Origin of the sequence: Microcoleus sp. K4-B3 (assembly GCF_036704615.1) — a bacterium.
Lineage (GTDB): Bacteria > Cyanobacteriota > Cyanobacteriia > Cyanobacteriales > Microcoleaceae > Microcoleus.
Map to the genome: position 1 here is coordinate 19,279 of NZ_JAUBSF010000062.1, position 23,062 is coordinate 42,340.

Annotated in this window: 26 protein-coding genes; 12 read left to right on the forward strand and 14 right to left on the reverse strand. The window is 45.2% G+C overall.

Annotated features, from left to right (window positions below; translation table 11 throughout):
• Positions 1-51: 51 nt before the first annotated feature.
• Together QUA78_RS22415 and QUA78_RS22420 are read right to left on the reverse strand one after the other, a co-directional pair.
• The gene (locus tag QUA78_RS22415; protein ID WP_333303528.1) at positions 52-318 is read right to left on the reverse strand and encodes a hypothetical protein; all 267 of its coding nucleotides are present in this window, start codon (positions 316-318) and stop codon (positions 52-54) included.
• Between the two features lie 80 nt (positions 319-398).
• On the reverse strand, positions 399-2,300 hold the full coding sequence (locus QUA78_RS22420; RefSeq protein WP_333303527.1) for a serine/threonine-protein kinase: 1,902 nt from the start codon (positions 2,298-2,300) through the stop codon (positions 399-401).
• A gap of 303 nt (positions 2,301-2,603) precedes the next feature.
• Here QUA78_RS22420 and QUA78_RS22425 point away from each other — a divergent pair, with 303 nt between their 5' ends.
• The 3 genes from QUA78_RS22425 (at position 2,604) to QUA78_RS22435 (ending at position 4,958) form a co-directional block, all read left to right on the forward strand.
• The gene (locus QUA78_RS22425; protein WP_333303526.1) at positions 2,604-4,133 is read left to right on the forward strand and encodes a phenylacetate--CoA ligase family protein; all 1,530 of its coding nucleotides are present in this window, start codon (positions 2,604-2,606) and stop codon (positions 4,131-4,133) included.
• An 85-nt stretch (positions 4,134-4,218) separates the two neighbouring features.
• The gene (locus QUA78_RS22430; protein ID WP_172187789.1) at positions 4,219-4,635 is read left to right on the forward strand and encodes an element excision factor XisH family protein; all 417 of its coding nucleotides are present in this window, start codon (positions 4,219-4,221) and stop codon (positions 4,633-4,635) included.
• Entirely contained in the window at positions 4,623-4,958 is a 336-nt protein-coding gene (locus tag QUA78_RS22435; protein WP_333399022.1) for a XisI protein, read from the forward strand. Before QUA78_RS22430 ends, QUA78_RS22435 begins: the two co-directional genes overlap by 13 nt.
• Before the next feature lie 40 nt (positions 4,959-4,998).
• Here QUA78_RS22435 and QUA78_RS22440 read toward each other — a convergent pair whose 3' ends face one another.
• Both QUA78_RS22440 and QUA78_RS22445 read right to left on the reverse strand, forming a co-directional pair.
• Entirely contained in the window at positions 4,999-5,736 is a 738-nt protein-coding gene (locus QUA78_RS22440) for a Uma2 family endonuclease (protein WP_333306264.1), read from the reverse strand.
• 153 nt (positions 5,737-5,889) lie between these two features.
• Positions 5,890-6,984: a Rho termination factor (modular protein) gene (locus QUA78_RS22445; RefSeq protein ID WP_333306262.1), complete on the reverse strand. Its 1,095-nt coding sequence runs from the start codon at positions 6,982-6,984 to the stop codon at positions 5,890-5,892.
• Positions 6,985-7,156: 172 nt separating this feature from the next.
• Here QUA78_RS22445 and QUA78_RS22450 point away from each other — a divergent pair, with 172 nt between their 5' ends.
• Positions 7,157-7,387, forward strand: a complete 231-nt coding sequence (locus QUA78_RS22450) for a hypothetical protein (protein WP_333399023.1) — start codon at positions 7,157-7,159, stop codon at positions 7,385-7,387.
• On the opposite strand, the gene QUA78_RS22455 is transcribed toward QUA78_RS22450, so the two are convergent.
• The 4 genes from QUA78_RS22455 to QUA78_RS22470 form a co-directional block, all read right to left on the reverse strand.
• Positions 7,382-8,311 (reverse strand): ParB N-terminal domain-containing protein, encoded by a 930-nt coding sequence (locus QUA78_RS22455; RefSeq protein ID WP_333306258.1) that lies wholly within the window; start codon positions 8,309-8,311, stop codon positions 7,382-7,384. The genes QUA78_RS22450 and QUA78_RS22455 overlap by 6 nt on opposite strands.
• Positions 8,311-9,813 carry an AAA family ATPase gene (locus QUA78_RS22460; protein WP_333306256.1) on the reverse strand — a complete coding sequence of 501 codons (1,503 nt, stop codon included), beginning with the start codon at positions 9,811-9,813 and terminating at the stop codon, positions 8,311-8,313. Before QUA78_RS22460 ends, QUA78_RS22455 begins: the two co-directional genes overlap by 1 nt.
• Before the next feature lie 182 nt (positions 9,814-9,995).
• Positions 9,996-11,048, reverse strand: a complete 1,053-nt coding sequence (locus tag QUA78_RS22465) for a fatty acid desaturase (protein ID WP_333306254.1) — start codon at positions 11,046-11,048, stop codon at positions 9,996-9,998.
• Between the two features lie 257 nt (positions 11,049-11,305).
• Positions 11,306-11,587 (reverse strand): hypothetical protein, encoded by a 282-nt coding sequence (locus QUA78_RS22470; RefSeq protein ID WP_333306252.1) that lies wholly within the window; start codon positions 11,585-11,587, stop codon positions 11,306-11,308.
• Positions 11,588-11,707: 120 nt separating this feature from the next.
• Between QUA78_RS22470 and thrC the strand changes: the two genes are divergently transcribed.
• Positions 11,708-12,832, forward strand: a complete 1,125-nt coding sequence (gene thrC / locus QUA78_RS22475) for a threonine synthase (protein ID WP_333306250.1) — start codon at positions 11,708-11,710, stop codon at positions 12,830-12,832.
• Positions 12,833-13,015: 183 nt separating this feature from the next.
• A complete protein-coding gene (purU, locus tag QUA78_RS22480; protein ID WP_333399024.1) occupies positions 13,016-13,870 on the forward strand; it encodes a formyltetrahydrofolate deformylase in 855 nt (284 codons plus the stop codon).
• Between the two features lie 150 nt (positions 13,871-14,020).
• Here purU and QUA78_RS22485 read toward each other — a convergent pair whose 3' ends face one another.
• Positions 14,021-14,635: a hypothetical protein gene (locus QUA78_RS22485; protein ID WP_333305925.1), complete on the reverse strand. Its 615-nt coding sequence runs from the start codon at positions 14,633-14,635 to the stop codon at positions 14,021-14,023.
• 146 nt (positions 14,636-14,781) lie between these two features.
• On the opposite strand from QUA78_RS22485, the gene QUA78_RS22490 reads away from it, so the two are divergent.
• Positions 14,782-15,807 (forward strand): YihY/virulence factor BrkB family protein, encoded by a 1,026-nt coding sequence (locus QUA78_RS22490; RefSeq protein ID WP_333305927.1) that lies wholly within the window; start codon positions 14,782-14,784, stop codon positions 15,805-15,807.
• A gap of 44 nt (positions 15,808-15,851) precedes the next feature.
• Here the strand turns inward: QUA78_RS22490 and QUA78_RS22495 are convergent, their stop codons facing one another.
• On the reverse strand, positions 15,852-16,016 hold the full coding sequence (locus tag QUA78_RS22495) for a hypothetical protein (protein WP_172187764.1): 165 nt from the start codon (positions 16,014-16,016) through the stop codon (positions 15,852-15,854).
• A 22-nt stretch (positions 16,017-16,038) separates the two neighbouring features.
• On the opposite strand from QUA78_RS22495, the gene QUA78_RS22500 reads away from it, so the two are divergent.
• A complete protein-coding gene (locus tag QUA78_RS22500) occupies positions 16,039-16,701 on the forward strand; it encodes a hypothetical protein (protein ID WP_333305931.1) in 663 nt (220 codons plus the stop codon).
• Between the two features lie 166 nt (positions 16,702-16,867).
• Here QUA78_RS22500 and QUA78_RS22505 read toward each other — a convergent pair whose 3' ends face one another.
• From QUA78_RS22505 to QUA78_RS22515, 3 genes are all read right to left on the reverse strand, one after another.
• Entirely contained in the window at positions 16,868-17,560 is a 693-nt protein-coding gene (locus QUA78_RS22505) for an MAE_28990/MAE_18760 family HEPN-like nuclease (protein WP_333305933.1), read from the reverse strand.
• A gap of 106 nt (positions 17,561-17,666) precedes the next feature.
• Positions 17,667-18,200, reverse strand: a complete 534-nt coding sequence (locus QUA78_RS22510; RefSeq protein WP_333305935.1) for a DUF262 domain-containing protein — start codon at positions 18,198-18,200, stop codon at positions 17,667-17,669.
• A gap of 227 nt (positions 18,201-18,427) precedes the next feature.
• The gene (locus QUA78_RS22515) at positions 18,428-18,676 is read right to left on the reverse strand and encodes a hypothetical protein (RefSeq protein WP_333305937.1); all 249 of its coding nucleotides are present in this window, start codon (positions 18,674-18,676) and stop codon (positions 18,428-18,430) included.
• A 192-nt stretch (positions 18,677-18,868) separates the two neighbouring features.
• On the opposite strand from QUA78_RS22515, the gene QUA78_RS22520 reads away from it, so the two are divergent.
• The 3 genes from QUA78_RS22520 (at position 18,869) to QUA78_RS22530 (ending at position 19,959) form a co-directional block, all read left to right on the forward strand.
• On the forward strand, positions 18,869-19,045 hold the full coding sequence (locus QUA78_RS22520; protein ID WP_333305939.1) for a ribbon-helix-helix domain-containing protein: 177 nt from the start codon (positions 18,869-18,871) through the stop codon (positions 19,043-19,045).
• A gap of 157 nt (positions 19,046-19,202) precedes the next feature.
• Positions 19,203-19,493, forward strand: coding sequence for a hypothetical protein (locus QUA78_RS22525; protein WP_333305941.1), 291 nt, complete (start codon positions 19,203-19,205; stop codon positions 19,491-19,493).
• A gap of 7 nt (positions 19,494-19,500) precedes the next feature.
• Positions 19,501-19,959, forward strand: coding sequence for a hypothetical protein (locus QUA78_RS22530; protein ID WP_333305943.1), 459 nt, complete (start codon positions 19,501-19,503; stop codon positions 19,957-19,959).
• A gap of 80 nt (positions 19,960-20,039) precedes the next feature.
• Here QUA78_RS22530 and clpB read toward each other — a convergent pair whose 3' ends face one another.
• Complete coding sequence (gene clpB, locus QUA78_RS22535) at positions 20,040-22,655, reverse strand: ATP-dependent chaperone ClpB (protein ID WP_333305945.1); 2,616 nt, start codon at positions 22,653-22,655, stop codon at positions 20,040-20,042.
• Positions 22,656-22,850: 195 nt separating this feature from the next.
• On the opposite strand from clpB, the gene QUA78_RS32955 reads away from it, so the two are divergent.
• A complete protein-coding gene (locus QUA78_RS32955; RefSeq protein ID WP_445302406.1) occupies positions 22,851-22,952 on the forward strand; it encodes a type II toxin-antitoxin system RelE family toxin in 102 nt (33 codons plus the stop codon).
• Positions 22,953-23,062 lie beyond the last annotated feature (110 nt).

Sequence of the window (23,062 nt, forward strand, 5' to 3'; positions counted from 1 at the left end):
ACGGAGATCTTAATTATGGTTGTATAACTGGACATCATATTATGCACTGTTTTAATTCACAGGCTTAGTGGAATTAGCGCAATATTTTTCATCTACAATTGCAGAAGTGATACTGACAGCCTGCATAGATGACGGAATGATTAGGTCTTGCGGAACTACCACCGTCTTTTTACAAACAAGCTCGCTACTGCCTACAGAGGCAAAGTTCCAAGCATAAAATTCGGGAGTGCTGACTGTCGCATTGGCTGGATGTAAACCTAGTGCAGTCACCAATACTAATCCTAAAGTTACTAAAGCTACGATCGCGAATTTCAGCATATTCTTTGTTTGAACCGGACAACTTACCCGATCGGTATTACCTTATTATTGCCTGGGTCGATCGGGAGCGTCAATAGCAGTTATTCCGCCGTCAGATTCAACTGGTAAGCGATCGGCTCGGATGCCTGAGAAACTACCACGAATTCATAATAACCCGCATCATCCAGCAATCCAGACCAACTAACCCCCTCTGCATCTTCCAGCAAAGCTCGCGCGCCCTTTGTCCGCCCCGGAGTATAAATTGACAGCAGAGTAGATTTGGGCGGTGCTTGCAAATTAACGCGCAAAGTTTGATTTTGAGCGAACCTGGCAATGTAAGCTTTCCCTTCTCCGGGTTTGAGATTGCCTGTGAGGCTTTTGCTGTTCGACAGGCGGTCAAATTCAACGCTTTCGACAGTTGCTCCAGCTTGCAAAGATGCGAGGGCGTCAGCGGTAATTGCTTGCCAAATTTGTCCGATCGGCAAACCGATGATATTGCGATCGCGCGGCTGTTCTGGAAACCAATAAAAGAACTTAGCATCAGCCAAATCGTACAAAGCCCGACTGCTCAAATTCAGCTTGTTAACCTCAGTTTTCCAGCGATCGATATCGGCGGTGTCGTAAGTGCCCAACCGTGCTCTAGCGTCGCTGCTGAGGTTTTCCAGCTTGTCGAGCAACTCGTCGCCGATTTTCTGCCACCTTTCGCGCCACTGGCGATCGTCATCGCCTTCTTTTAACAGCCGTCCGCCCAATTCCGGGTATTTGGCATAAAAAGTCTCGTCCACAAGGTTGACGTAACCGCTATAGAATCGATCGTCAATTTTGAGCTTGACAAAGCGATCTTGCAAAGCATCTTCTTGCTGCTGCTTCGGGCTCGGACTCTGGGGAATTTTCTGGACTTGTGATTGCAGATTTAACAAATAATTGCCCGCAAACCAGCCAACTCCCCCCATACTTGAGAGCACCGCCACCACAAACAAAACCATTTTCCAAGCAGGCATCTTTTGCTGATTGCCCATCGCACCTCGCACCGGAGTTCCCGGCAGTTTTGGCGCGGGGGCGGGCACGGGTATAGGCGAGTGCTCCGGTGGCTGCGTGGGCCCAAAATCCGGGGCTGGTGGCAAAGGTGGCTGTAAAGGCGGATTGCCGGAGAGAGCGAGCATTACCTCGCGAGCCGAAGAGTAACGCTGGCTCGGCTGCCCGGCGAGCATTTTATCGAGCACCAGGGACAAATTCGGAGACAGAGAACATTCCGCCCGCCAGTTCCAATTCAGCGTATGGCTGTCGAGCAACTGATGCGGTTCCTTCCCAGTCAGCAACACTAAAACAGTCGCCGCCAGAGCGTACAAATCGCTGTGGGGATAGACAATGCCCATCTGCATCTGTTCGACGGGAGCATAGCCGAGCTTGCCGATGCGAGTCGCGGGGGCGGGAGTGCCGTTAGCCTCAGCGAACAGAGACTCTACGGTGGCGGCGACTTGTTTTACTCCGCCGAAGTCGATCAGCACGGGCATCCCGTCAGAACTCCGCAGAATCAGGTTGTCCGGGGAGATGTCGCGGTGAATCACTCCCAAAGAGTGAATGTATTCGAGCACGGGCAAAATCTGGAGTAGCAGTTGATTGATTTCTGCCTCTATGAACCGCAAACCCTGACGCTTGCGGGCGTCGAGCAAAAAGCGGTAAGTTTGACCGGGAACGTAGTCTTGGACGAGAAATAGGTAGCCTCGATCGCTGATACTGACGCGGAAGAGTTCGCGGAAGCGCGGGATTTGATTGTGTTGCAGCTTGTAGAGAACTCCCGCTTCCCGCTCGAACAGTTCCTCGGATTTTTGTAAAGCGTAACTTCCGTGTACTTGGGGCGCAAATTCTTTTAAAACGCAGGGTTCGTTAAATCGGTGGGCATCTTCAGCGAGGTAGGTGCGTCCGAAGCCTCCGTGTCCCAATTCGCGGACGATGCGGTAGTGATTGTTGAGAGTTATGCCGGGGTAGATGGGATTGTTCATTGGAACTTGCTGCGTCGGATTTTCACGCTTGACTGAGACTGAGGATTTTGGGCGATCGCTTAATTAATCTTGACATAGTGTGTCAGTGTTTATTAGTCGATCGGCAGCTTGCCTATCCCCTGTGGTTATTGTTAAAAAAGCGGTTTCGTGGTATTGAAGTTTATCCACTGCGCCATCTTTTCGATCGACCTGAAAATGTGTTCAAATTTTTAGTACCCGACCTAATGTGCCGCCCGGCTGTTAGCGTTACTAATTGAATCTCGATCGATCGAGGTGCAAAATACGCATTTTAAGGAGCAAATCATGCAGCCAGAACAGCGTCAGCGAGCAATTGGGGCGTTTGAAGAGTTTTTGAGGGCGCCGCTTGAGGAACGATTGCAACACCAGCAGAGTCGAGTTGCCGAATCCGGGGCGATCGCGCTTTTTCAAAAAGTCGCGGCCACAGTACCAGCTTACCAGACTTTCCTAGCTGCACTCAACATCAATCCTGCCTCAATTCAAACCTTTGAAGACTTCCAAAAATTGCCGCTAATTACCAAAGAGAATTATTTACGCTCTCACCCGCTACCTCAGTTGTGCTACCAGGGCAAATTAGAAACTTGCGATTTCATTGCTGTTTCATCGGGTTCGACAGGAAACCCGACATTTTGGCCGCGTTTTATCAGCGACGAGTTGCAAATTGCAGCTCGTTTTGAACAAATATTTCACGACAGCTTTTTCGCTGACACTCGCCGCACTTTAGCTGTCATTTGCTTTGCGTTGGGAACTTGGGTAGGCGGAATGTACACGGCGAATTGCTGCCGCTATCTAGCTAGTAAGGGTTATCCCGTTACAGTTGTAACGCCTGGGAATAATAAGAGTGAGATATTTCGAGTTGTGCAGGAACTTGGGGAGCATTTCGAGCAAGTAGTATTGTTGGGATATCCGCCGTTTATCAAGGATGTGATTGATAGCGGAATTGCTGGGGGTGTGGAGTGGCAAAAATATCGAATTAAGATGGTGTTTGCGGGGGAAGTGTTTAGCGAAGAATGGCGGAGTTTGGTGAGCGATCGTACTAATTCTGACAATCTATATTACAACTCTGCGAGCCTTTACGGTACTGCCGACGCGGGCGTTTTGGCCAACGAGACACCGCTGAGTATTTGCATCCGCCACTTTTTAGCAAACAATCCCGAAGCAGCACGCAATTTATTCGGGGAATCGCGGTTGCCAACGCTCGTGCAGTACGATCCGAAAAGCCGCTTTTTTGAAATAAATAATGACGGCACGCTGTTATTTTCTGGCGACAACGGCATCCCGCTAATACGCTATCACATCTCTGATAACGGCGGTTTAATTTCTTACGAAGCAATGCTCAATTTTTTGGCAGAATGGGGATTTAACCCTGTGACACGTTTGCAGCAAGCAGCAGCTATGAAAGTTTCTGAGTTCCCCAGAGGAATTCGCTGCTTGCCATTTGTCTATGTATTCGGGCGATCGCACTTTACCGTTTCCTACTTCGGTGCTAACATTTACCCAGAAAACGTCACCGTAGGTTTAGAAGTTCCCACCATTCGGGAATGGGTGACGGGAAAATTTGTGCTGCAAGTCAAGGAAGATGCGGATCAAAATCGGTGTTTATCGGTGGTTGTGGAATTAGCAGCGGGGGTGGAGGGCGACGAGGAGATGCAGCAGGCGATCGCATCTTCAATTCTCGCGCAATTGCGGCGGCTAAACAGCGAATTTGCTAATTACGTTCCGCCAGAATATCAGTTACCTGTGGTGACATTAACTGCGATGGGTGATGCGGAGTATTTTCCGATTGGGGTGAAGCACAGATACACGCGGCAATAAGTAGTTTGAATTGATGAGCTATCAGTTTTCAAAAGTCTTGTGTTATTCTATAATTAGGGTGACATTTGATGGTTCAGCTTAGAATATGCCAGCAAAAGACATCTACCACAATACTGTCAGAACAGCTCTAGAAAAAGACGGGTGGACGATAACAAACGATCCGCTACCCTTAAAAGTTGGTAAACGTACTCTCAGTGTTGATTTAGGTGCAGAAAAACTATTTGCTGCCGAAAAGCAAGGTCGCAAAATTGCTGTAGAAGTTAAAAGTTTTGTGAGTGCTTCACCAGTTCATGACTTAGAACAAGCTGTTGGACAGTATATTGTTTACGAAGATATTCTACAGCGAGCGGAACCTGAACGGATAATATATCTGGCAATTCGTGCAGAAGTTTATGCAGAAATCTTTTCTGAACCTATCGGGCAGATTTTGTTAGAGAACAAGAGATTTAAACTAATAGTTTTTGATTCATTAAAGGAGACAATTGTCAGATGGATAGACTAGATGAATATCGCCAAATTGTTCGCAATGTTTTAGATAGTTATGCCCAGATTTCTTACGGACACGGAGAAATTAAAAGCAGCGTTATTGTTGACAGCGAACAAAACAATTTTTTACTAATGCACGATGGCTGGCAAGGGCATAAAAGAATTCACGATTGTATCGTTCATGTGGAAATTATCGACGGCAAAATCTGGATTCAACAAGATGGTATAGAAACGGGAATTACCCCAGAACTTGTAGAATTAGGAGTGCCTAAAGACAAGATAGTTTTAGGGTTTCATCCGTATCATGTTCGGCAACATACGGGATATGCGATCGCCTAAACCAGCTTAAATACAGGAAACTTGAAGGAAAGGGCGATCGCTAAATTGTATCGGGATCGATATTTAATTCTCGCAGTTTCGCGGCCAGGCGATCGGCTCGTTGAGCCTCTTGTCCGGCTCGTTGAGCCTCTTCGTCGGCTCGTTGAGTCTCTCTTTCTGCAACCTCTTCAGGAGTAGGGACAAGCTCTCCTTCTGCTGTAAAGAAACGCAATTTTCCGCCACAAATCCCGAGACTCAAATCGAGTTGTTGACTCCACAGATGGCCGGATTCGTTCGGTGCGATCGGTTGATATTCCCCGTCAAGTAAATTAAACCCAGCTAATTCTAAAGTTTCTGGGTCAAACCAAAAGTAGTCGTGAGTGCGAAAAGTATCTTGATAGAGTTGTTTCTTAAAGTTTTTGTCTATATCCGCTGTTTTGGGAGACAGGATTTCTACGATAATATTGGGGTACTTTCCCTCTTCATCCCAAACTACCCAGCTTTTCCGAGTTTTTCGTTCTGTTCCGAGTACCACAAAAAAGTCTGGGCCTCGGAAATCCTTCGATTTAAGTTGATTGGAACAGTAATAAATGGTGAGGTTTCCAGCAGCATAGAAATTGTTTCTATCTCGCCACAGCCATTCTAGGGATTGGAGGAGTAGGATTATTTGTCGCAGGTGCAGTTCTGTTTCTACGGAATGTTCATCACTGTATAAATCGCCGGGAGGAAAGATAAAGTTTTCCGGTATCTCTTGTTCTAGTATCTCTTGGGTAGTAGCTAATTCTGCGGTTGCGGACATGGCTGCTGGGTGAGGAGTAAGAGGTTGTGTGTCTATTTTAGCAAGCTTTTCATATCTCTGCCGAGGACTATTGTGAAAGCCCGATCGCGCTTTTTGCCGAAAAACGCGATAGAACACCAAAAAATTAGTTTTTAACTATTAGCAACTACCCCTTTATTTGCCGTCAGTTGCTCTGAGAGCCTCCAGAATTTCCGGTCGTTTCATGCGCGCGTAGCCCCGAATTTTCCGGTCTTTGCCGATCGCCTTCAAGCGCCTCAGCGAAAGAGTTTCGTAGTCTTCCTCTGGGGACGGGGACGGAAACGGCAACTCTAACTGCAACTGCGGTAGCTGAGGTTTCTGCTGTGCTTTCGAGTGCTTCTTGGGCTGCGTTTTTGACGGCGTTTTAGGTTGTGCCTCTGGCTGTATTTCTGAGTGCGTCGCGGCGGTTCCTAGTTGGCGGCGGAGCGTTTCAATTTGATTTTTCAAGTCATTTTCTACGTCTTCAATGGCGTCGGAAACAAACTGATTAATTGTCTGAACTGTGCGTTCTAATTTTTTTGACAGCAGTTTTTCTAGTTCATCTAACTGTCTCAACGCACCTTCAAGATTTACCTCAGAAATAACAGCCGATGTCGGCGGACTGTTGCTGCTCGATTGTTCAATTTTTTTAGCCATTTTATCTACCTTTTCATGAAATGTTTTTTCAACTTGTTCGAGCAAACGCTTAATCTGTTCTATTTGCTCGCGATCGAAGTTATGCTCAGTTAGAGCTTTTACTTGCTTTTTGAGCAGGTCTTCATTTTTTTTAACAGATTGTTCTATTTGTTTTGTGAGAGTTTCTATCTTTTTTTGAAATGATACCTCAAATTGTTGCAGTAGAGTCTCAATTTGTGCTGTTTTATGAGTCGGTTGCGGAGCTAAATGTTCCATTTCTGCTTGAGCAACAGCTACCTCCTCGTCGGTCATTTCAAATACCCACGCCCACATTTGCTCGATGCCGAGTTCTTTTGCAACAATACACCAATCTGAGCCGCAGACTACTTCATATTCTTCTTCGTTGCTGTAAGCTTCAGTGGGGCGTACAATTAAAGGAATCAAGTTGCTGCCTTGCTCGATCAAACTTCTCCTGAGAGCTTCGCGGCGATCGCGAGGAATTTCGCCCCGATGAGGCTCTGGTATGGCAATTTGGGAAGTGTAAATCTGACTGTGACTAATTGGCTTAATCCGCAAATATTCAACTATTCGGTTTTGATCGGACGATCGATCCATCTTGTTACAAGTCCCCTTTTGTCATTAAAATCTGCTGTGTAGGTATTTGTGTATATTGGCACTTTACAGCCTCAGTTTTAAGTGATGCAGGACTAACCCAAAAACTCTAATTGTCGGGTGGGCTACAAGCACTTTGCCCAAACTGCGATCGAACTTGGTTATCTGGGGAGATATGGCGTTGCTGCTGTACCTGTGCGGCTGGCTGTGCGGTGACAGGCCGGGCGATGGCGTCCCGCCCCGCAAGCTACGGCAAAAGTTACTGCAATTCCTAAAAAAAGCGACTGTGAAGAGTTTAACTGCCTACGGGACACCAATGATCCACTGCTTTACTCATCTTTACTTATTTTGGCGTCAGGGCGATCGGGCTGGCGTTGCGAGTTGCGGCAGGAGTTGCGAGTTATGAGTATTTTTGCCACTTGTCAATTATTTTAATCATTGTTTTGTCGGTTAACCCTTTAACACGTTCCACCACATTTGCAAATGAGACAAACGGCCGCACATCTCGCTCTTTGAGTATTATTTGGATTATAGGAAGCTTCAAGCCAGCATCTTTCAAATTAGCCGACAGTTGATTTTTATCTAAAGTATTGAGTGCTTCCAACAGCGACATTGATTCGGAAGCTAAGTTTTCAACTTCGGGTCTCCTCTCTACCACCGCTTGTTTTTCGGGTGGCAACTCTGATTTCAACTCATTAATTCTGTTTGCTAACCCAGCTTCAACTAACAGAGGTACTTGTTGTAAGATTCGGTTTTCAAGTTCTTGTATACTCTGGGCTAAAACTTTTTGTTCACGGGCGTACTCGGCTTTTAATTCATTGATTTGACTTGCAAACTGAGCTTCAATATTTGTTAGTCGCTGTTCTAAACTAGATGAATCTTCGGGAGTTTCATTTTCACATAAATTAGGGACTTCGACCAAAGAAACCGGGGTTTTTATGGAATCTGCGGGCTGCGACGAAGTATTTTCGTACAAAACCCCGGTTTCTGGGTTCTCAACTAAATTCTCAGTGATTGCGGTTTTTCTGAGAATTTCAAGTTGTTCGAGGAGAAGCTCTTCATTTTCTTCTTCCAGGATGAATGCTCCGATTGTCTCGCCTTTGAGAGATTCTAATTCCTTTGCTCTCACCGCCGCATAGTATTCAAAGTCTCCGTCTACTATCTCGTAGGCATCCATACCGTTGCGGCGGACAATTATCGGATTAATCAATCCTCCTGACTCTAAAATCAGTCTGGCTAATTTATCCAACTCAGGCTCTGCAAAATTGGAACGTGGCACTGCGGATGTAATTCTTTTGACTGCAACCAGTGACGGAAATAATTTTTTCATTAGTTTTTACCAATTTTTTCTAAAACTTCGATTGCTAGCATTTCAAATTCTTGGGAAGCGATGGAATCTGGTTTAAAGTCCAGCACTGAAATCGGATCGGCGATTTCCATGTTTCCCACGATTTGAAATTGTTCTGCACACTTTGCTAAATCGTCTCTTTCGTAAATTACGCTGTCCATGATTTCAAGACCGTAGCGTTTGGGAATTGCCTCCCTCCGCTTGGGCAAACTGTACTGTACAAATTTAGCATTAGCGGAGATTTTGCAAGGGAGTACGCCTAAAATTGCGATCGGCTGTTTGCCGATTTGTTTTTTGAATCCATTGATTTTTTTGATAAAATCCTTGACATTAATCAGTCCTTGATTGGCAAAAGGTTTTAAGTCAGAAGGAATAATTAAATAATCCGCCGTAATCAGGGCAATTCTGGCGTAAAGATTCAAAGAGGGCGGCGTATCGATCAGTACAATATCATATTTATCCTGTACTACTGCTAGTTTCTGAATTAAAATCATTCGGCTGAAATCTAGGTTATTGATTTCTGTTTCATATTGCATTAAATCTATATGGGAAGGAACCACATCTATTTCGGGATGGCAAAAATTAGACTTGCGAGCTACTTGTGCGATCGAGTAAAACTCTTCTGATTGCAAAACTTGAAGAATATTACTATCTTTCAAATCATCTTGTTCTTCATCTTCAAATTTAACTAAACCTGTCGCAAAGGTTGTATTAGCCTGACTGTCTAAGTCTATAACTAATACTCTGTTACCTTTCTTGCTGAGCGCTGCGGCTAAATTGACTACTGTTGTAGTTTTGCCGACGCCGCCTTTATTGTGGTAAACTGCAATGATTTTCATAGTATTTTGCCTTTTTTGGGGAAGAATTACATCGGATTTAACTTGAATATTAACTGAACTATTTTCAGGTATTTGTTCCGTTTCTGATATTTGACTTGGCTCAGGTTCTGCGGTGGTGGGATTGTTTTGTTGTAAGGGTACTGTACTAATTAACTCAGGAGTTACTAAATTATTTTTATGTTCTTTAAGTTGAAGAGCATGTTGAATTTTTATAGATTTTAAATAATCTCTGCCAATTAAACCTCTAATTTCATCAATTTTAGTTTCCACGTCTTGTCCAGCACACTTAAATACTAGCTGAATCTCTGAGGCGACTCTTTGGTAGATTCTAATTTCTTTAGCATTGGTGATCAATCCGTAGCGAATGCTTAAACTTGTTAAGTAACGCTTCAGTCTCCTGATGTGGCGGTCTAAATTTTCCTTGGGATGTTTCGCCTCAATTATCACACTCATCGGCGAGTCTGCATCGAGAACTAGGGGAATAACTTGGGTTCCAAATGAGAGGAAGTCTAGACGAATATTCCCAAAGGTGACTTCTTGGTGCCAAGTTTCCGGGGTATAGCCTAGTTTTGGTAGCAGATAGCTGACAATCAGTTTGCTTTCTACTTCGCTTTCGTTGCGACAGTTATTGGGATTGAAAGTCATTCGATTTTAGATTTTAGATTTTAGATTTTAGATGGGGAATGACTGATTTAATAATGGTACGGATTGTGATATTGACAGTAGGGCGCGCATTCCGCCCCTGACAAAGGCTACGGATTGTAATATCGAAAAACCCGGTTGTGTTTTACAAACCGGGTTTTTCGGGCATTTATCGCGTTGAAAATTTACTTTGTTTTAGCGTTAAATTCCTGCAATGTTTGATAGCCGCCAGCGGGATTGTACAAGTGACAGTTGTCGGCAATCCGCTTCATTAAAGACCAAGAAAATTCTGTTTCGTAGAGATGATCTTGCCAATTGTCCTTTAAGCTGCTGTGGGCGAGGCGCAAATTGTACCAGGGAATAGCAGTTGAAAGGTGATGGGGAACGTGGACGTTAATGTCGTGGCACAGAAACTCTACCCAGCGGGGATAATCGCAGTGAACTGTTCCCGATAGTTGCGCTTGGGCTTCGTTCCATTCTTCCGGTTCTTTAAAAGAAATGTCTGGTGCTGTGTGGTGAACGATCGTAAAAGTGCTCATCCAGAAATGGTAAACCAGCCAGGGCATCAACCAAAACTTGACAAATCCCCAAATGCCTGTTGTGGCAATTAAAATCGGGAATCCGATCGCAGCACCGATTAAAACTACAAAAACAGAAAACCGGACTTGTTGTTGTTTTTGTTGGCCTTTGAAGCGCCACCACATAAAGTGTACTTTTGCCCAGTGGGCGATCGAGCCGATCCACCACATCCGACCGAATATTAAACTATAAGCTATTTGTAATGCTTTGGGCGCGCCAGCGTAGTCTGCTGCTGTCATCGGCTGCCAAGCATTATCCTCGCCAATTTTATTGGTGTGTTTGTGGTGATAATTGTGACCGTGCCGCCATGCGTGAAACGGGAAAATTAACGGCAAAAATGCAATATGTCCGACTAAATCGTTTACCCAGCGGCGGTTAGCAAATGACCGGTGGCCGCAGTCGTGCCCGATCACAAAAAAACCGGTTAATCCGGTACCTGTGAAAATCCACATCAGGGGTAGTAGAAACCAAGGCGATACTGCTATGCCCCAGTAACCGACAGCAACTAAAAGAACGTTGACGATGACTTTTGTCCAAGCTTTGCGGGGGTTTTTGACGAATACTTCCCGCGGCAGGGTTTTGAGAATATCTTTGAGGCGCAAGTTGGAGGTGTCACTTGCGGATGTCAAATTTAGTGGTTTTTCGATCGATGCTGTCATAAACTGATTTCGATTCTCCGTATGCTATGAGCATGGCTTAACAAATTAGCGCAATAAAAAAGCGCCATAAAATACCAGCTCGTTGCCAGCAAGCAGCAGACGAGTTGAGCAGTAGGCAAGCGCGTTTTAGCAAATGCTAGCGATCGCTATCCGCAGTTAGGAATTTCTGGCACTTTCGGCAAAAAATACTGCGGGTAGCAAAACCTTTGTTTTTATAACACAGGGGCAGCACAGTTAGCATTAGCGACTGTTGTCTGCTAATTGCTGTTGCTGCCAGAAATGGGGTCGAGAGCCGGCAAGCCAGCGATCGAGCGTTGCTGTTTGAGGCTTTGCACTTCCAGCAGCAAGGATTCGATTTCTGCTTGCAAGTGCAGGAACTTAACTTGCTGGTCGGCTTGGTAGGGGCACTTCACCGAATCTACTTTGCGGGCAAAAGTGGTCGATAGGGTAGAAGAACTAGCCATTTCGGGATTGCTCGCGGTAACTTGAGGCCGGGAAAGAGTGGATGAATTATTTGACATTAGTAATTGAGTAGACATATCTACACATTCACACCATTAAGTTACTTTAACCTGAACCGATCGTATTAAACATCAAATTAACCGATCGAGCTAAAATTAGTGTAAATTCCTCGGCCATTGCCTAAAACCATTGACATCGTGACCCTGATTCTACCTGCTACTGACTCTGCTGCTAACTCCGCTGCCCGCGCAGCCTCGCCGAAACGCTACGGGTGGCCGGGCTTGATCGAAGCTTATCGCCCCTACCTGCCGGTGACGGAAACCACGCCGGTAGTGACGCTCCAAGAAGGCAATACTCCCCTGATTCCAGCACCGGCGATCGCCTCTCTCATCGGTCGAGACGTGCGCGTCCTGGTGAAATACGACGGCCTCAACCCCACTGGTAGTTTCAAAGACCGGGGGATGACAATGGCGATTTCCAAGGCAAAGGAAGCTGGTGCGGAGGCAGTAATTTGCGCCAGTACCGGCAATACTTCGGCGGCGGCCGCCGCCTACGCCAGACGCGGGGGAATGCGAGCTTTCGTATTGATTCCCGAAGGTTACGTGGCTTTGGGCAAGCTGGCGCAAGCTTTGCTTTACGGTGCGGAAGTCATTTCGATTGGCGGAAATTTCGATCGCGCCTTAGAAATTGTCCGCGAAATGGCTGTTAACTACCCCGTGACCTTGGTAAATTCGGTGAATCCTTACCGCTTGGAAGGTCAGAAAACCGGAGCTTTTGAAGTGGTGGACGCTTTAGGCGATGCCCCAGACTGGCTGTGCATTCCGGTGGGAAATGCGGGAAACATCACAGCATACTGGATGGGTTTTTGTCAATACCACCAAGCCAAAAAATGTTCGCGCTTGCCGCAGATGATGGGATTTCAAGCAGCCGGAGCCGCACCTTTAGTAACGGGCCAACCAGTGGCGAACCCAGAAACCCTGGCGACGGCGATTCGGATCGGCAACCCGGCTAGCTGGAAACAGGCGATCGCAGCTTCCGAAGCCAGCCGCGGCAGTTTTGCCGCAGTCACCGATGCCGAAATTCTCGACGCTTACCGTTTGTTAGCATCCGAGGAAGGAATTTTCTGCGAACCGGCGAGTGCAGCTTCTGTGGCCGGCTTGCTGAAGGTAAAAGACCAAGTTCCGACTGGGGCGACGGTGGTTTGCGTCTTGACTGGTAACGGTTTGAAAGACCCGGATACCGCAATTAATCACAGCAACAATCAGTTTAAAAGTGGAATTGCTCCGAGTTTGGATGCGGTAGCTGGAGCGATGGGATTTTAGAAGAAGGAAGAGGGAACAGGGAAGAAAGAAGAAGGAAGATAGAAACAGGCAAGATGCCTGTTCCACTCTTAGTTAAAATCTCTTGTGGGGTGGGCATCTTGCCCGCCCCTAAGCGTATCAATAAACCCCTGTGAGATCGCTTTTTTCTCGATCGACTCAGCGAGACAATTTTTTCATTATATTATGACTAAACCTACTGCAACCCTGTTAATTGCCTGTCCCGATCGCAAAGGACTCGTCGCCTTACTTGCTAACTTTATCGCATCCCACAACGGCAATATCATCCACGCGGATCACCATACAGATTTTACCGCCGGATTATTTCTGAGCCGGCTAGAATGGCAATTAGATGATTTTGACTTAACCACCGAACAAATAACACCTGCTTTTAGTGAAATTGCCAAGGATTTAGAAGCTAATTGGCAATTGCATTTTTCCCATCAAATTCGGCGGATTGCCATTTTTGTAAGCCGTCAAGAACACTGTTTATTAGACTTGATTTGGCGACAGCGATCGCAAGAAATCAGAGGTGAAATCCCCCTGATTATCAGCAACCATCAAAATTTAAAGCCCATTGCCGCACAATACGGTATCGACTTTGAGTATATTCCCATTACTAAAGACAATAAAGCTATTCAAGAAGCACAACAGTTAGAAATTATTAAGAAATATAAGATTGATTTAGTAGTTTTGGCTAAGTATATGCAAATTTTGAGTCAAGACTTTATCAGAAAATTTCCCCATGTGATTAATATTCACCATTCATTTTTACCCGCGTTTGTGGGTGCAAATCCCTACGAAAGGGCTTATGAAAGAGGGGTAAAAATTATCGGTGCAACAGCTCACTACGTTACACCAGATTTAGATGCTGGCCCGATTATCGAACAAGATGTTGTGCGCGTTAGTCACCGCGATGAAGTGTCGGATTTGGTTCGCAAAGGTAAAGATTTAGAAAGGGTTGTGTTAGCAAGGGCGGTGCGATATCATTTACAAAATCGTGTTTTAGTTTATGGCAATCGGACTGTTGTTTTTGCTTGAAAATTAGGCGTCATATTAAGTCCGGGTTTGTCACTTTTGTTGATAGACGATTGAAATCGCTCCCTGCAAAATGAAGTCCGCCTCCGCCGACTGAAGAAAAGACGGATGATAAAAGCGGATTTGGTATGATTAATGACTACTGACTACTGACTACTGATTAAAAGGTGGTAGCTGAAGTAACTGGTTTTTAGAAGGCGGAAGTTGAGCGGGATTGTGGCGGATTTCGATCGCACTTTCGCCTGGATTTCCCGTGGTAACAGGTACTATCTCTAAAGAGTATGCTGTCTCGGTTTTTGCAGGGACAGGATTTTGGGCTTTGGTGAGCAAGTCAACAGCATCTCCGAGGGCGCTAGTCAAATTTTTGCTAGTTTCGGCGTGACGGGCTTCTTCTTGTTTGAGGGCTTGAGTGAGTTGTTTAACTTGTTCGATCGCCCGATCGCGCTCTTGAAGAACTTCTGCTAACTTAGCTTTAAGTTCGCCTACAGTTTGCAGTTGTGCGATTTCCTGCTGGCGAGCAACCCCAGCATCGTCGCCTTCGGGCACAAGGGGGGAAAAATTTTGTAATTGCTCTATTTGTGCTTCCAGAGAAGCGATGCTTTGCTGAGTTAATTTAGCATCATTCCGCCGCTGCTCGGCTTCGGTATTGTAGAGTTGGCGCCACTGAGCGGCACTTTCACCGGCCTCATCTCGATCGCGCGAAACTTCTGTTAACTGCTGTTGCAGCCGCTTGATTTCATCTAACCACTGTCTGACATCCTGAGCCATAATATTGATTTTAGATTTTAGATTTTAGATTTTAGATTTTAGATTTTAGATTAACAATGGCTTAATTAAGTAATGCTCCTTATTTCCAGTTGCGCGATCGTCCTGCATTCATTTTCCCTTTTCTAGTTCCCCGTCTCCTGTGCGCTATGAACATTTTTTACTGGTTGCGCTACCTGATTTTAGCTTTGTTTAAGGCATTTTTGAGGCTGCTTCGAGCTCTCAAAAAAAAATTTGGTGGTTTTTGGCTGTTTTGTCGGTGTTTGACTTGGGGCACGCTCAAGGAAGTCGGCGCGAAGGCAGGAGAACAGCGCTTGCCGGGGCTGTCTGCGGAAATGGCCTACAATTCTATGCTGGCGCTGTTTCCGGGGCTGTTGGCTATCTTATCTGCGATCGCTCTGTTTGAACCTTTGCAGTCAACACTTTATCAAATCGCCCGTCTTTTGGGCGAAGTTATACCCGATAACGTTCGGAATTTGATTGGCGGCTTAATCAAAGAAATTTTGTTAACTCGCAGTAAAGGGCTGTTTTCGGTGAGCTTTTTTGCGTCGGTTTGGGTATTTTCTGGAGTAATGAGCGCGGCGATGGCTGCACTCGATCGCATCCATCAAATCCCGAGCGATCGAACTCGACCATTTTGGAAAGCAAAACTTATTTCTCTGGCGCTGAGTATCGGCACAATTATACTATTAATTCTGGCATCGGGAGTAGTATTTGTCAGCGACTTAATTGTACAAGCTATTGCCCGCCAGAGTTGCCTGCTGGAGTCCGTCGCCACTTGCGATTTAAAAGATGTTCAAAATTGCTTGCTGCTCGCCGACAATTGCCCTTTGGAGTCGCAACTGTTAGGTGCTTGGCGGCTGTGGCGGTGGCCGATTTCTTTGGGAATTGTATCACTGGCTTTTGCCTTTGTTTACCGCTACGGGCCTAGCCGCCGTCAACCAGATATTCCTATTTTTTCTGGAGCAGTTTTTGCTGCTATTTTGTGGGCGCTGTTTTCAGCTTTATTTCGGTTTTATGTTTGGCATTGGGGCAATTTCAGTTGGACTTACGGGACAATAGGAACTTTTATTGTGTTGTTGCTCTGGCTCGATCTTTCTTCTTTGGTGATGCTGATCGGCGCTCAGTTGAATGTGACAGTGGGAAAGGCAATGAAACAATCAAAATTAAAATAATTGGTTAATTGTTAATTGTTATTTGTTATTTGCCGGATGCTGGCTTACCGACGGAGTAAAGTGCTGAGGATACCCGCAACAAAAGACAACAAAATCAGTATCCAGATAACAGCACCGGGAATGAATGTCAAGATGCCAACGCCTCTGAGAATCCAAACTAGGAGGGTGAAGCCCAGGATAGTCAAAAAGATGCGGGTAGATAGTCGCATTTGAAATCTAGGAGAATTAGCCATGTTGAATGTTAAAGTTTTGTCTGGATCAATGATAGCTGTTTTATTGGCGATCGGCAGTTACCTCACTTTAATTTCGGTTCCGGGTTCCGCTGTTACGCCTGGGGGTGCAAATAAGCTGGGAGAAACGGCAAATGCTGCTCAAAAAACACCTGCTGCAAGTTTAACAATTTCCGATCGCACAATTGGAGCGGCGAAGGTCGGGATGACTTTCGGACAATTGAAAAAGGCTCTGGGTTCCACGGCGCAGTTTAAGGTAGAGTCTCCTTTTATGGTAGACTTTGATGCTGTGGCTGTCAGCCAGTCGGGAAAAGTGCAATATCGGATTATTTATCCTGCGGGTACAAAGCTAAAAGATACGGATGTCATTGAACTTTTGATGACTGAGAATTCTAATTATAAAACAGTTCAGGGCGTAGGGCCGGGAATGACCCTCAAACAAGCTGAGGCAATTTACGGCAAGGCTACTTTATCTTATAACGTGGATAATGAAATGAGAGAAGGGGTTGTATTTGCCAAGCAACCCACTAGAAACATTATGTTTGTTCCCAAGGCTGAGGGGAAGCAGTTTGCGGGGGTTTACGGGGCCGGTCAAGGGGGATTTTATCAGACTAACAAGTATCAGCAGAATGCTGTGATTCGCTCTGTGATGGTGCGGAAGTAAGTTAGTAATCCTGGAGGCAAAAACCCGGTTTTTTAACGTAATTGCGTCATTTGAGGTTGATGGCGATCGCGAGAAACCGGGTTTTTTGCGGTTTCAGCAGGCTGTAGGAAGTATTCTCGCAAAAACCCGGTTTCTGGACACCTGCGCGGACTGAAGAAAACACAAATTAAGGATTACCTGCGGGTAACTCCAAATACTCTTCATTCTCAAGATAATCTTTGATATTTTCCAGTATTTGCGTCAAATACTCTACGACTTCTTCCTTCATTTCTAAAAGTTCCTCAATAGCCTGATATCCCCCCACTTCCTCAAAAGACTTAATCCCGTGCGCTAAATCATTTCTATTACTTTTAATCACTACAAGATTTTGCCCGTTTTTTGTCTTAGCAAAGTCTGTTTGATATGAAAAACCGTATTTGTCTGCTATTTCTTTAATCAACCTAGCATCCACATTCCCCGAAAACAGTTCTTCGCGTTCAAATGTAGCTGTGATGATATCAGTAGAGAGTTGGTTAATTGTTAAATAAATTTTCTTAGGAGAACGATTTTTAAGATTTTGGAGGACAATCAGTTTAATTTCTGGTTTAAGTTGGTCAAAGGAGATTGATTTATTTTTAAACTCCTCAAATATGGCTTCAATCGCATTTCGCATAGTGGATTCAACTAAGTTATACAGCAATAAAAAACCATTGGCTTTGAGCGTTTTTGCTAACTCTGGATCGAGGCTTTGTATTTTGTATGTGCCAGCAGGATCGAGTAAAGCTAACTGCGTTGTCTGTTTTTCCAGGCTGTCCAAAAATACAAAGTAATCATCCACATTTTTAGCGCGTATATTAAACTCTAAGAGTACAGTTTCCATGATTATTCTATCAGTCAAGCGCGGATATATTCTATATGCAAAAACTTTTTTTATACCAATAATTGCCGTATATTTTGTGCGTTATTGAAATCTATTTGCTTTGCTACTAAAATGATTGTATCCGTTCAAATAAATCTCTTCGGACTTCCTCATTTGCAGCTTCGGTTAATTGGATAATCCGAACTGTAGTTCGGTTGAAGTTCCTCTGACGAGGAAGCAGTAAATCAGCAAACTTAAATCCATTTAATTGCTCTAATTTTTTGAGTCCACTTAAGGTTAATTCGTTGTTGATAAATCTAGTTAGGGTAAGAATGCGTTGTGCACCGTCTACGATCTCTAAACGTGGTTCATCATTTTCATCATGACCGATATCAACAACGAATATATAAGGTATTGGTATCCCCCAAATTACAGATTCGATAAACTTTGATTGCCTTGCTTCATCCCAAACTATTTCACGTTGGTAGTCTGGAATAAACAATTTATTAGTATCATCGTTAATTCCTTCCATATATTTTTGAACGAGTATTTCGACTGGATACTGTTTCGTGTCGTAATTAATTTGCTGCCGCTTGTCCCGAATTTCCATTTCCGCAGCATTTCTGTCTTGAAGCGTAATTTGTTCTAGTTTTGATCGCATATTTTTAAGTAACGAGAAAGTGTTGTGGATACGATCATTTTACCACAGCCCAAGGTTGATAAAGTCCTGTTCGGAGAATTTTAGTTGTGAGGCTACGGCAGTGTAAATTCTGATTTGGCTAAGATGGTACGGCCGATCGCACTTATCAAAAAAAGTGCGTGAAGCGAAGCTATCCCGTAGGGAATCGCCAATGTTTAGTTAACTGAAACCGCCGCGAAAATTACCATTTATAACGCGCTGGTGACAGGATTGGAAGGACGGCCCAACGCGGATAAACGGTGACTGTCTCCACTTAAATCGAACACAACCTCAAACTTGACGTGGGGTATAGTTTGCCGCAGAAACTGAAAATGCCCGTCTGCGTCGGAACGGCTGCGGAAGCGGGCAACAATTATCCATTGCCCAGAGGGTAACAAACGGGCGATCGCCCAACAACACAAGCGGTCTTTGTATGTCAACATAGAACTCGTCTCCATTGATATTTTTGGAGCCAGAGCCAGCCCAGAACCTTGGACAGTTGAGGGGCTGGCTTTTGACTGTTTACAGGTGGCATTATAACACGTTATGACGTACAATAAGATAAAATGACTTAAAATGAGATATTTTTATCGGTCTTAACTCAAAACAGCGTAAGATGGACTGTGTTGAGATGTTTTGCAGTGCAACGAATGGCTTCACGGGGACGAGTTACCGCATACTTGCCAGAGGAGATTCAAAAAGCTCTGGAAGAATGGGCAGAAGAAGACAGCAGATCCGTTAGCAGTTTGGCAACGTACCTGCTGACGAAATCTGTTAGAGAGCGCCAAGAGCAGAAAAAGGACGAATCCCGGAGCGATCGCCCTTAAGCGATGGCCACAGTCTATATCTTTAACCACCGAGGAGACAACACTGCCAGAAGACTACACAGAAGCAGAACTTTTCAGCAATCCTGAAGGCATTGCCCGAAGGCGAGCGATCGCCTTACAGCAAGCTCTATCACCACCCGCGCAATCTAGAGTAACAATGGGTGCTGGGGTTGTTGAAGACGCCCAAAAAAACCGCAGAGTAGCGATCGGAACCAGCGAACCCAATGGTTACTTGCGCCCGGGAGTAAAGTCTGCACTCCTATTCGGAGAAACCGTTATTCCCGGTTTGGGCCATGCGGAAGCTAACATAGTTGCTTGGGCCGTTAAAAATGATTGTAAAGTAATTGCAGTAGCAGCAGGGCGTCCTATTTGTGAAAACTGCGTCCAAACGATAGAAGGCGCTGGCGGCTTAGTCGCAAGTCCCCAAAAATCTAATCCAAGGAGTTAATTACACAATGACAGAAAATCGCTTAGAATTTATTGATGCTGAACAATCGGAAATGCTGAAACAAGCAACTATTTCCGAACAGCGAAATGCAGCAAAAGCCGCTTGTAAATTCGCAATTGAACGCACTAGATTAAGTCACCCAATTCTTGACGAAGGATTAGAAGCGCTAGAAAAAAGTCAATGCGGTGATGTTTCACTTCAAAACAAACTTAAATCCTTGGTCGATCGACTCGATGAGATTCAGTGGGACTTGCAAGAAAAAATGGGAGAAGGCCATATAGAATTATCAGATTATTTAGCTGCATTTCACACAGCGCGCGCAGTTAATTCACTCTATTTTGCCCTTTCTGCAGATCCTTTTGTAGCAGCATCTGAAGCTATTTATGAAGCTCATGCAGCTACAGATGAGTTAGTTACTTTGAAACAAAAGATTTTAGAAGTTTTTCAAGCACCTACCGTGATTTAGAGAAAAAAAGGCCGCGCAGCTATCCCGTAGGGAATCGCCCCTCAAAAAAATAAGGTGGGCCGCAGCCCACCCTACTCATATTATTTCGCAGTCACCAACTGAGCCGGCAGGCGCTTAAACGCCAACCTTTCATTCTCGATATCCACAAAAATCGTATCCCCGTCAGCAAAATCTCCCCGCAAAATACCCTTCGCCATTTGCGTTTCCAACTCGCGCTGAATTCCCCGCTTCAAAGGCCGCGCACCGTACACCGGATCGTAACCTATTTCTGCTAAGAAGTCGATCGCAGATTCCGACAATTTCAGAGACATTTTGCGTTCAGCTAACCGTTTTTCCAACCGCTTCACTTGCAACAGCACAATCTGCCGCAATTCGCGCTTGCTCAAACCGTGGAAGATAATCATCTCATCAATCCGGTTCAAGAATTCTGGGCGGAAAGTTCCCCGCATCGCTTCCATCACCCGACTGCGCATTAGTTCGTTATCTCCCGCCACATCTAAAATGTATTGAGAGCCGACATTCGATGTCATAATAATCACAGAATTCTTAAAGTCTACTGTGTGACCTTGAGCATCGGTAACGCGGCCGTCATCCAAAATTTGCAGCATGATGTTGAAGACATCCGGGTGCGCTTTCTCGATTTCATCGAATAGAATCACTGAGTAAGGACGGCGGCGCACAGCTTCAGTTAATTGTCCGCCTTCATCGTAGCCGACGTATCCCGGAGGCGCACCAATTAACCGGGAAACTGCGTGTTTCTCCATGTATTCCGACATATCAATTCGCACGATCGCCTCTTCGGTATCGAACAGATAAGCGGCTAATGCTTTCGCCAACTCAGTTTTGCCAACACCCGTGGGGCCGAGGAAGATAAAACTTGCAACCGGACGATTTGGATCGGCTAAACCTGCGCGCGATCGCTGAATTGCATCTGCAACCGCCGTCACCGCTTCATCCTGTCCAATTACCCGCTTGTGCAGTTCATCTTCCAAATGCAAAAGTTTCTGCATTTCCGATTCAACCAACTTGCTGATCGGAATTCCCGTCCACTTAGAAATAATTTCGGCAATGTCAGCTTCCGTGACTTCTTCCCGCAGCAAACTTTTACCTGTGGTTTGAGTTGCTGAAAGTTGAGCTTCTGCTTCTTGCAGTTGTTTTTGCAATTCGGTTAACTTGCTATATTTCAACTCAGCAGCGCGGTTCAGGTCATATTTTAATTCAGCTTGCTGAATTTCAATATTCACCTTATCAATCTGTTCTTTAATCTTTTGAATGCTGCCGATGACACCTTTTTCCGATTGCCACTGGGCATTCAAACCGTTTTGCTGTTCCTTGAGGTTTGCTAAGTCTTTTTCCAGTCTTTCCAAGCGTTCGATCGAAGCAGAGTTACTTTCTTTTTGCAGCGACAGTCTTTCCATTTCTAGCTGCAAAATCCTGCGGTCGATTTCGTCTAGTTCTTCCGGCTTGGAGGTAATTTCCATTTTGAGTTTAGCGGCTGCTTCGTCCACTAAGTCAATGGCTTTGTCTGGAAGGAAGCGATCGCTAATATATCGAGTAGACAAAGTAGCCGCCGCCACGAGGGCGCTGTCAGAAATTTTCACACCGTGGTGAACTTCGTACCGTTCTTTCAAGCCCCGCAAAATCGAGACAGTATCTTCAACTGTCGGTTGGTCAACATAAACTTGTTGAAAACGGCGTTCTAAAGCCGCATCTTTTTCGAGGTACTTGCGGTATTCGTCGAGAGTTGTTGCACCGATACAGCGCAATTCTCCCCTCGCTAACATGGGTTTGAGTAAGTTGCCGGCATCCATCGAGCCTTGAGTTGCACCCGCACCGACAACGGTGTGAATTTCATCGATAAATAAGATGACTTTACCGTTGCTGTCGGTAACTTCTTTGAGTACCGCTTTCAAGCGTTCTTCAAATTCTCCCCGGAATTTTGCACCAGCAATTAACGCGCCCATATCTAAGCTAATTAATTGTCGGTCTTTGAGAGATTGCGGCACATCTCCGGTGATAATTCGCTGGGCGAGTCCTTCGGCGATCGCAGTTTTGCCGACTCCCGGTTCCCCAATCAATACCGGGTTATTTTTGGTGCGGCGGCTCAAAATTTGAATGGTGCGGCGGATTTCGTCATCCCGTCCGATTACTGGATCGAGTTTGCCTTGACGCGCGGCTTCAGTCAAGTCTCGGCCGTATTTTTCCAGCGCTTCGTATTTGCCTTCTGGATTTTGATCTGTCACTTTGTTGTTCCCCCGGACTTGGGTAATGATATCTTTGAGCTTCGCTTCATCTAGTTTAAATTCTTGTAGCAAATTTTTGCCGAAGCGATCGTCCTTAACGTAACCTAGTATCAAATGCTCGATCGAAATAAATTCATCGCCGTAGTCTTTGCGATAAGTTTCGGCGCGATCGAGCAAAGTGTCGAGAGAACGACCTAGATAAACGTTGCCGCCGCTTCCAGTGATTTTGGGCTGGCGACTGATAAACTCATCAGTGCGATCGCGCAATTTTGCTACAGAAACTCCAGCTTTGTTAAACAAGCTGCTAGCCAGTCCCGATTCTTGTTCCAGCAAAGCTTTCATCAAGTGTTCGCTTTCTAGCTGCTGCTGCTGAGCTGCTTTGACGAGTTCGGGAGTGCGGGCGAGGGCTTCCCAGGCTTTTTCAGTAAATTGGTTTGGATTATTTGGTTGCATAAATTTTAATTCCCTGCATTAAAAATGATGGCTGCTGTAGAGGCAATTGCTTGATTCCTCGTACAATTGTCATTGTAGGGAGTTAATGGCGGGCGATCGGATCGGTGTTCCCCTCTCTGTAGATAGGTATTTCCGTCCTATGTAGGAGTGTCGCGCAGGGAAAAGGAAACTGTCGCGCCTCAAAGTTGCACTTTGATGAATTACCAAGTTGAGTTTAAGCCGAAAGCGATCGAAGATTTAGTATCTTTGCCAGCGGAAGTACAAAGCCGAGTTTTGACTAAAATTGAGTTGATGTAAAATAACCTAACGGGGGATATGAAACGCTTAACAAACTGTAGTTTAGACTAAATAAAGATGAGAACGGTGGCTTTCAGAAGAACTAGAGCCACCGCGCCGGGAGAGAATAA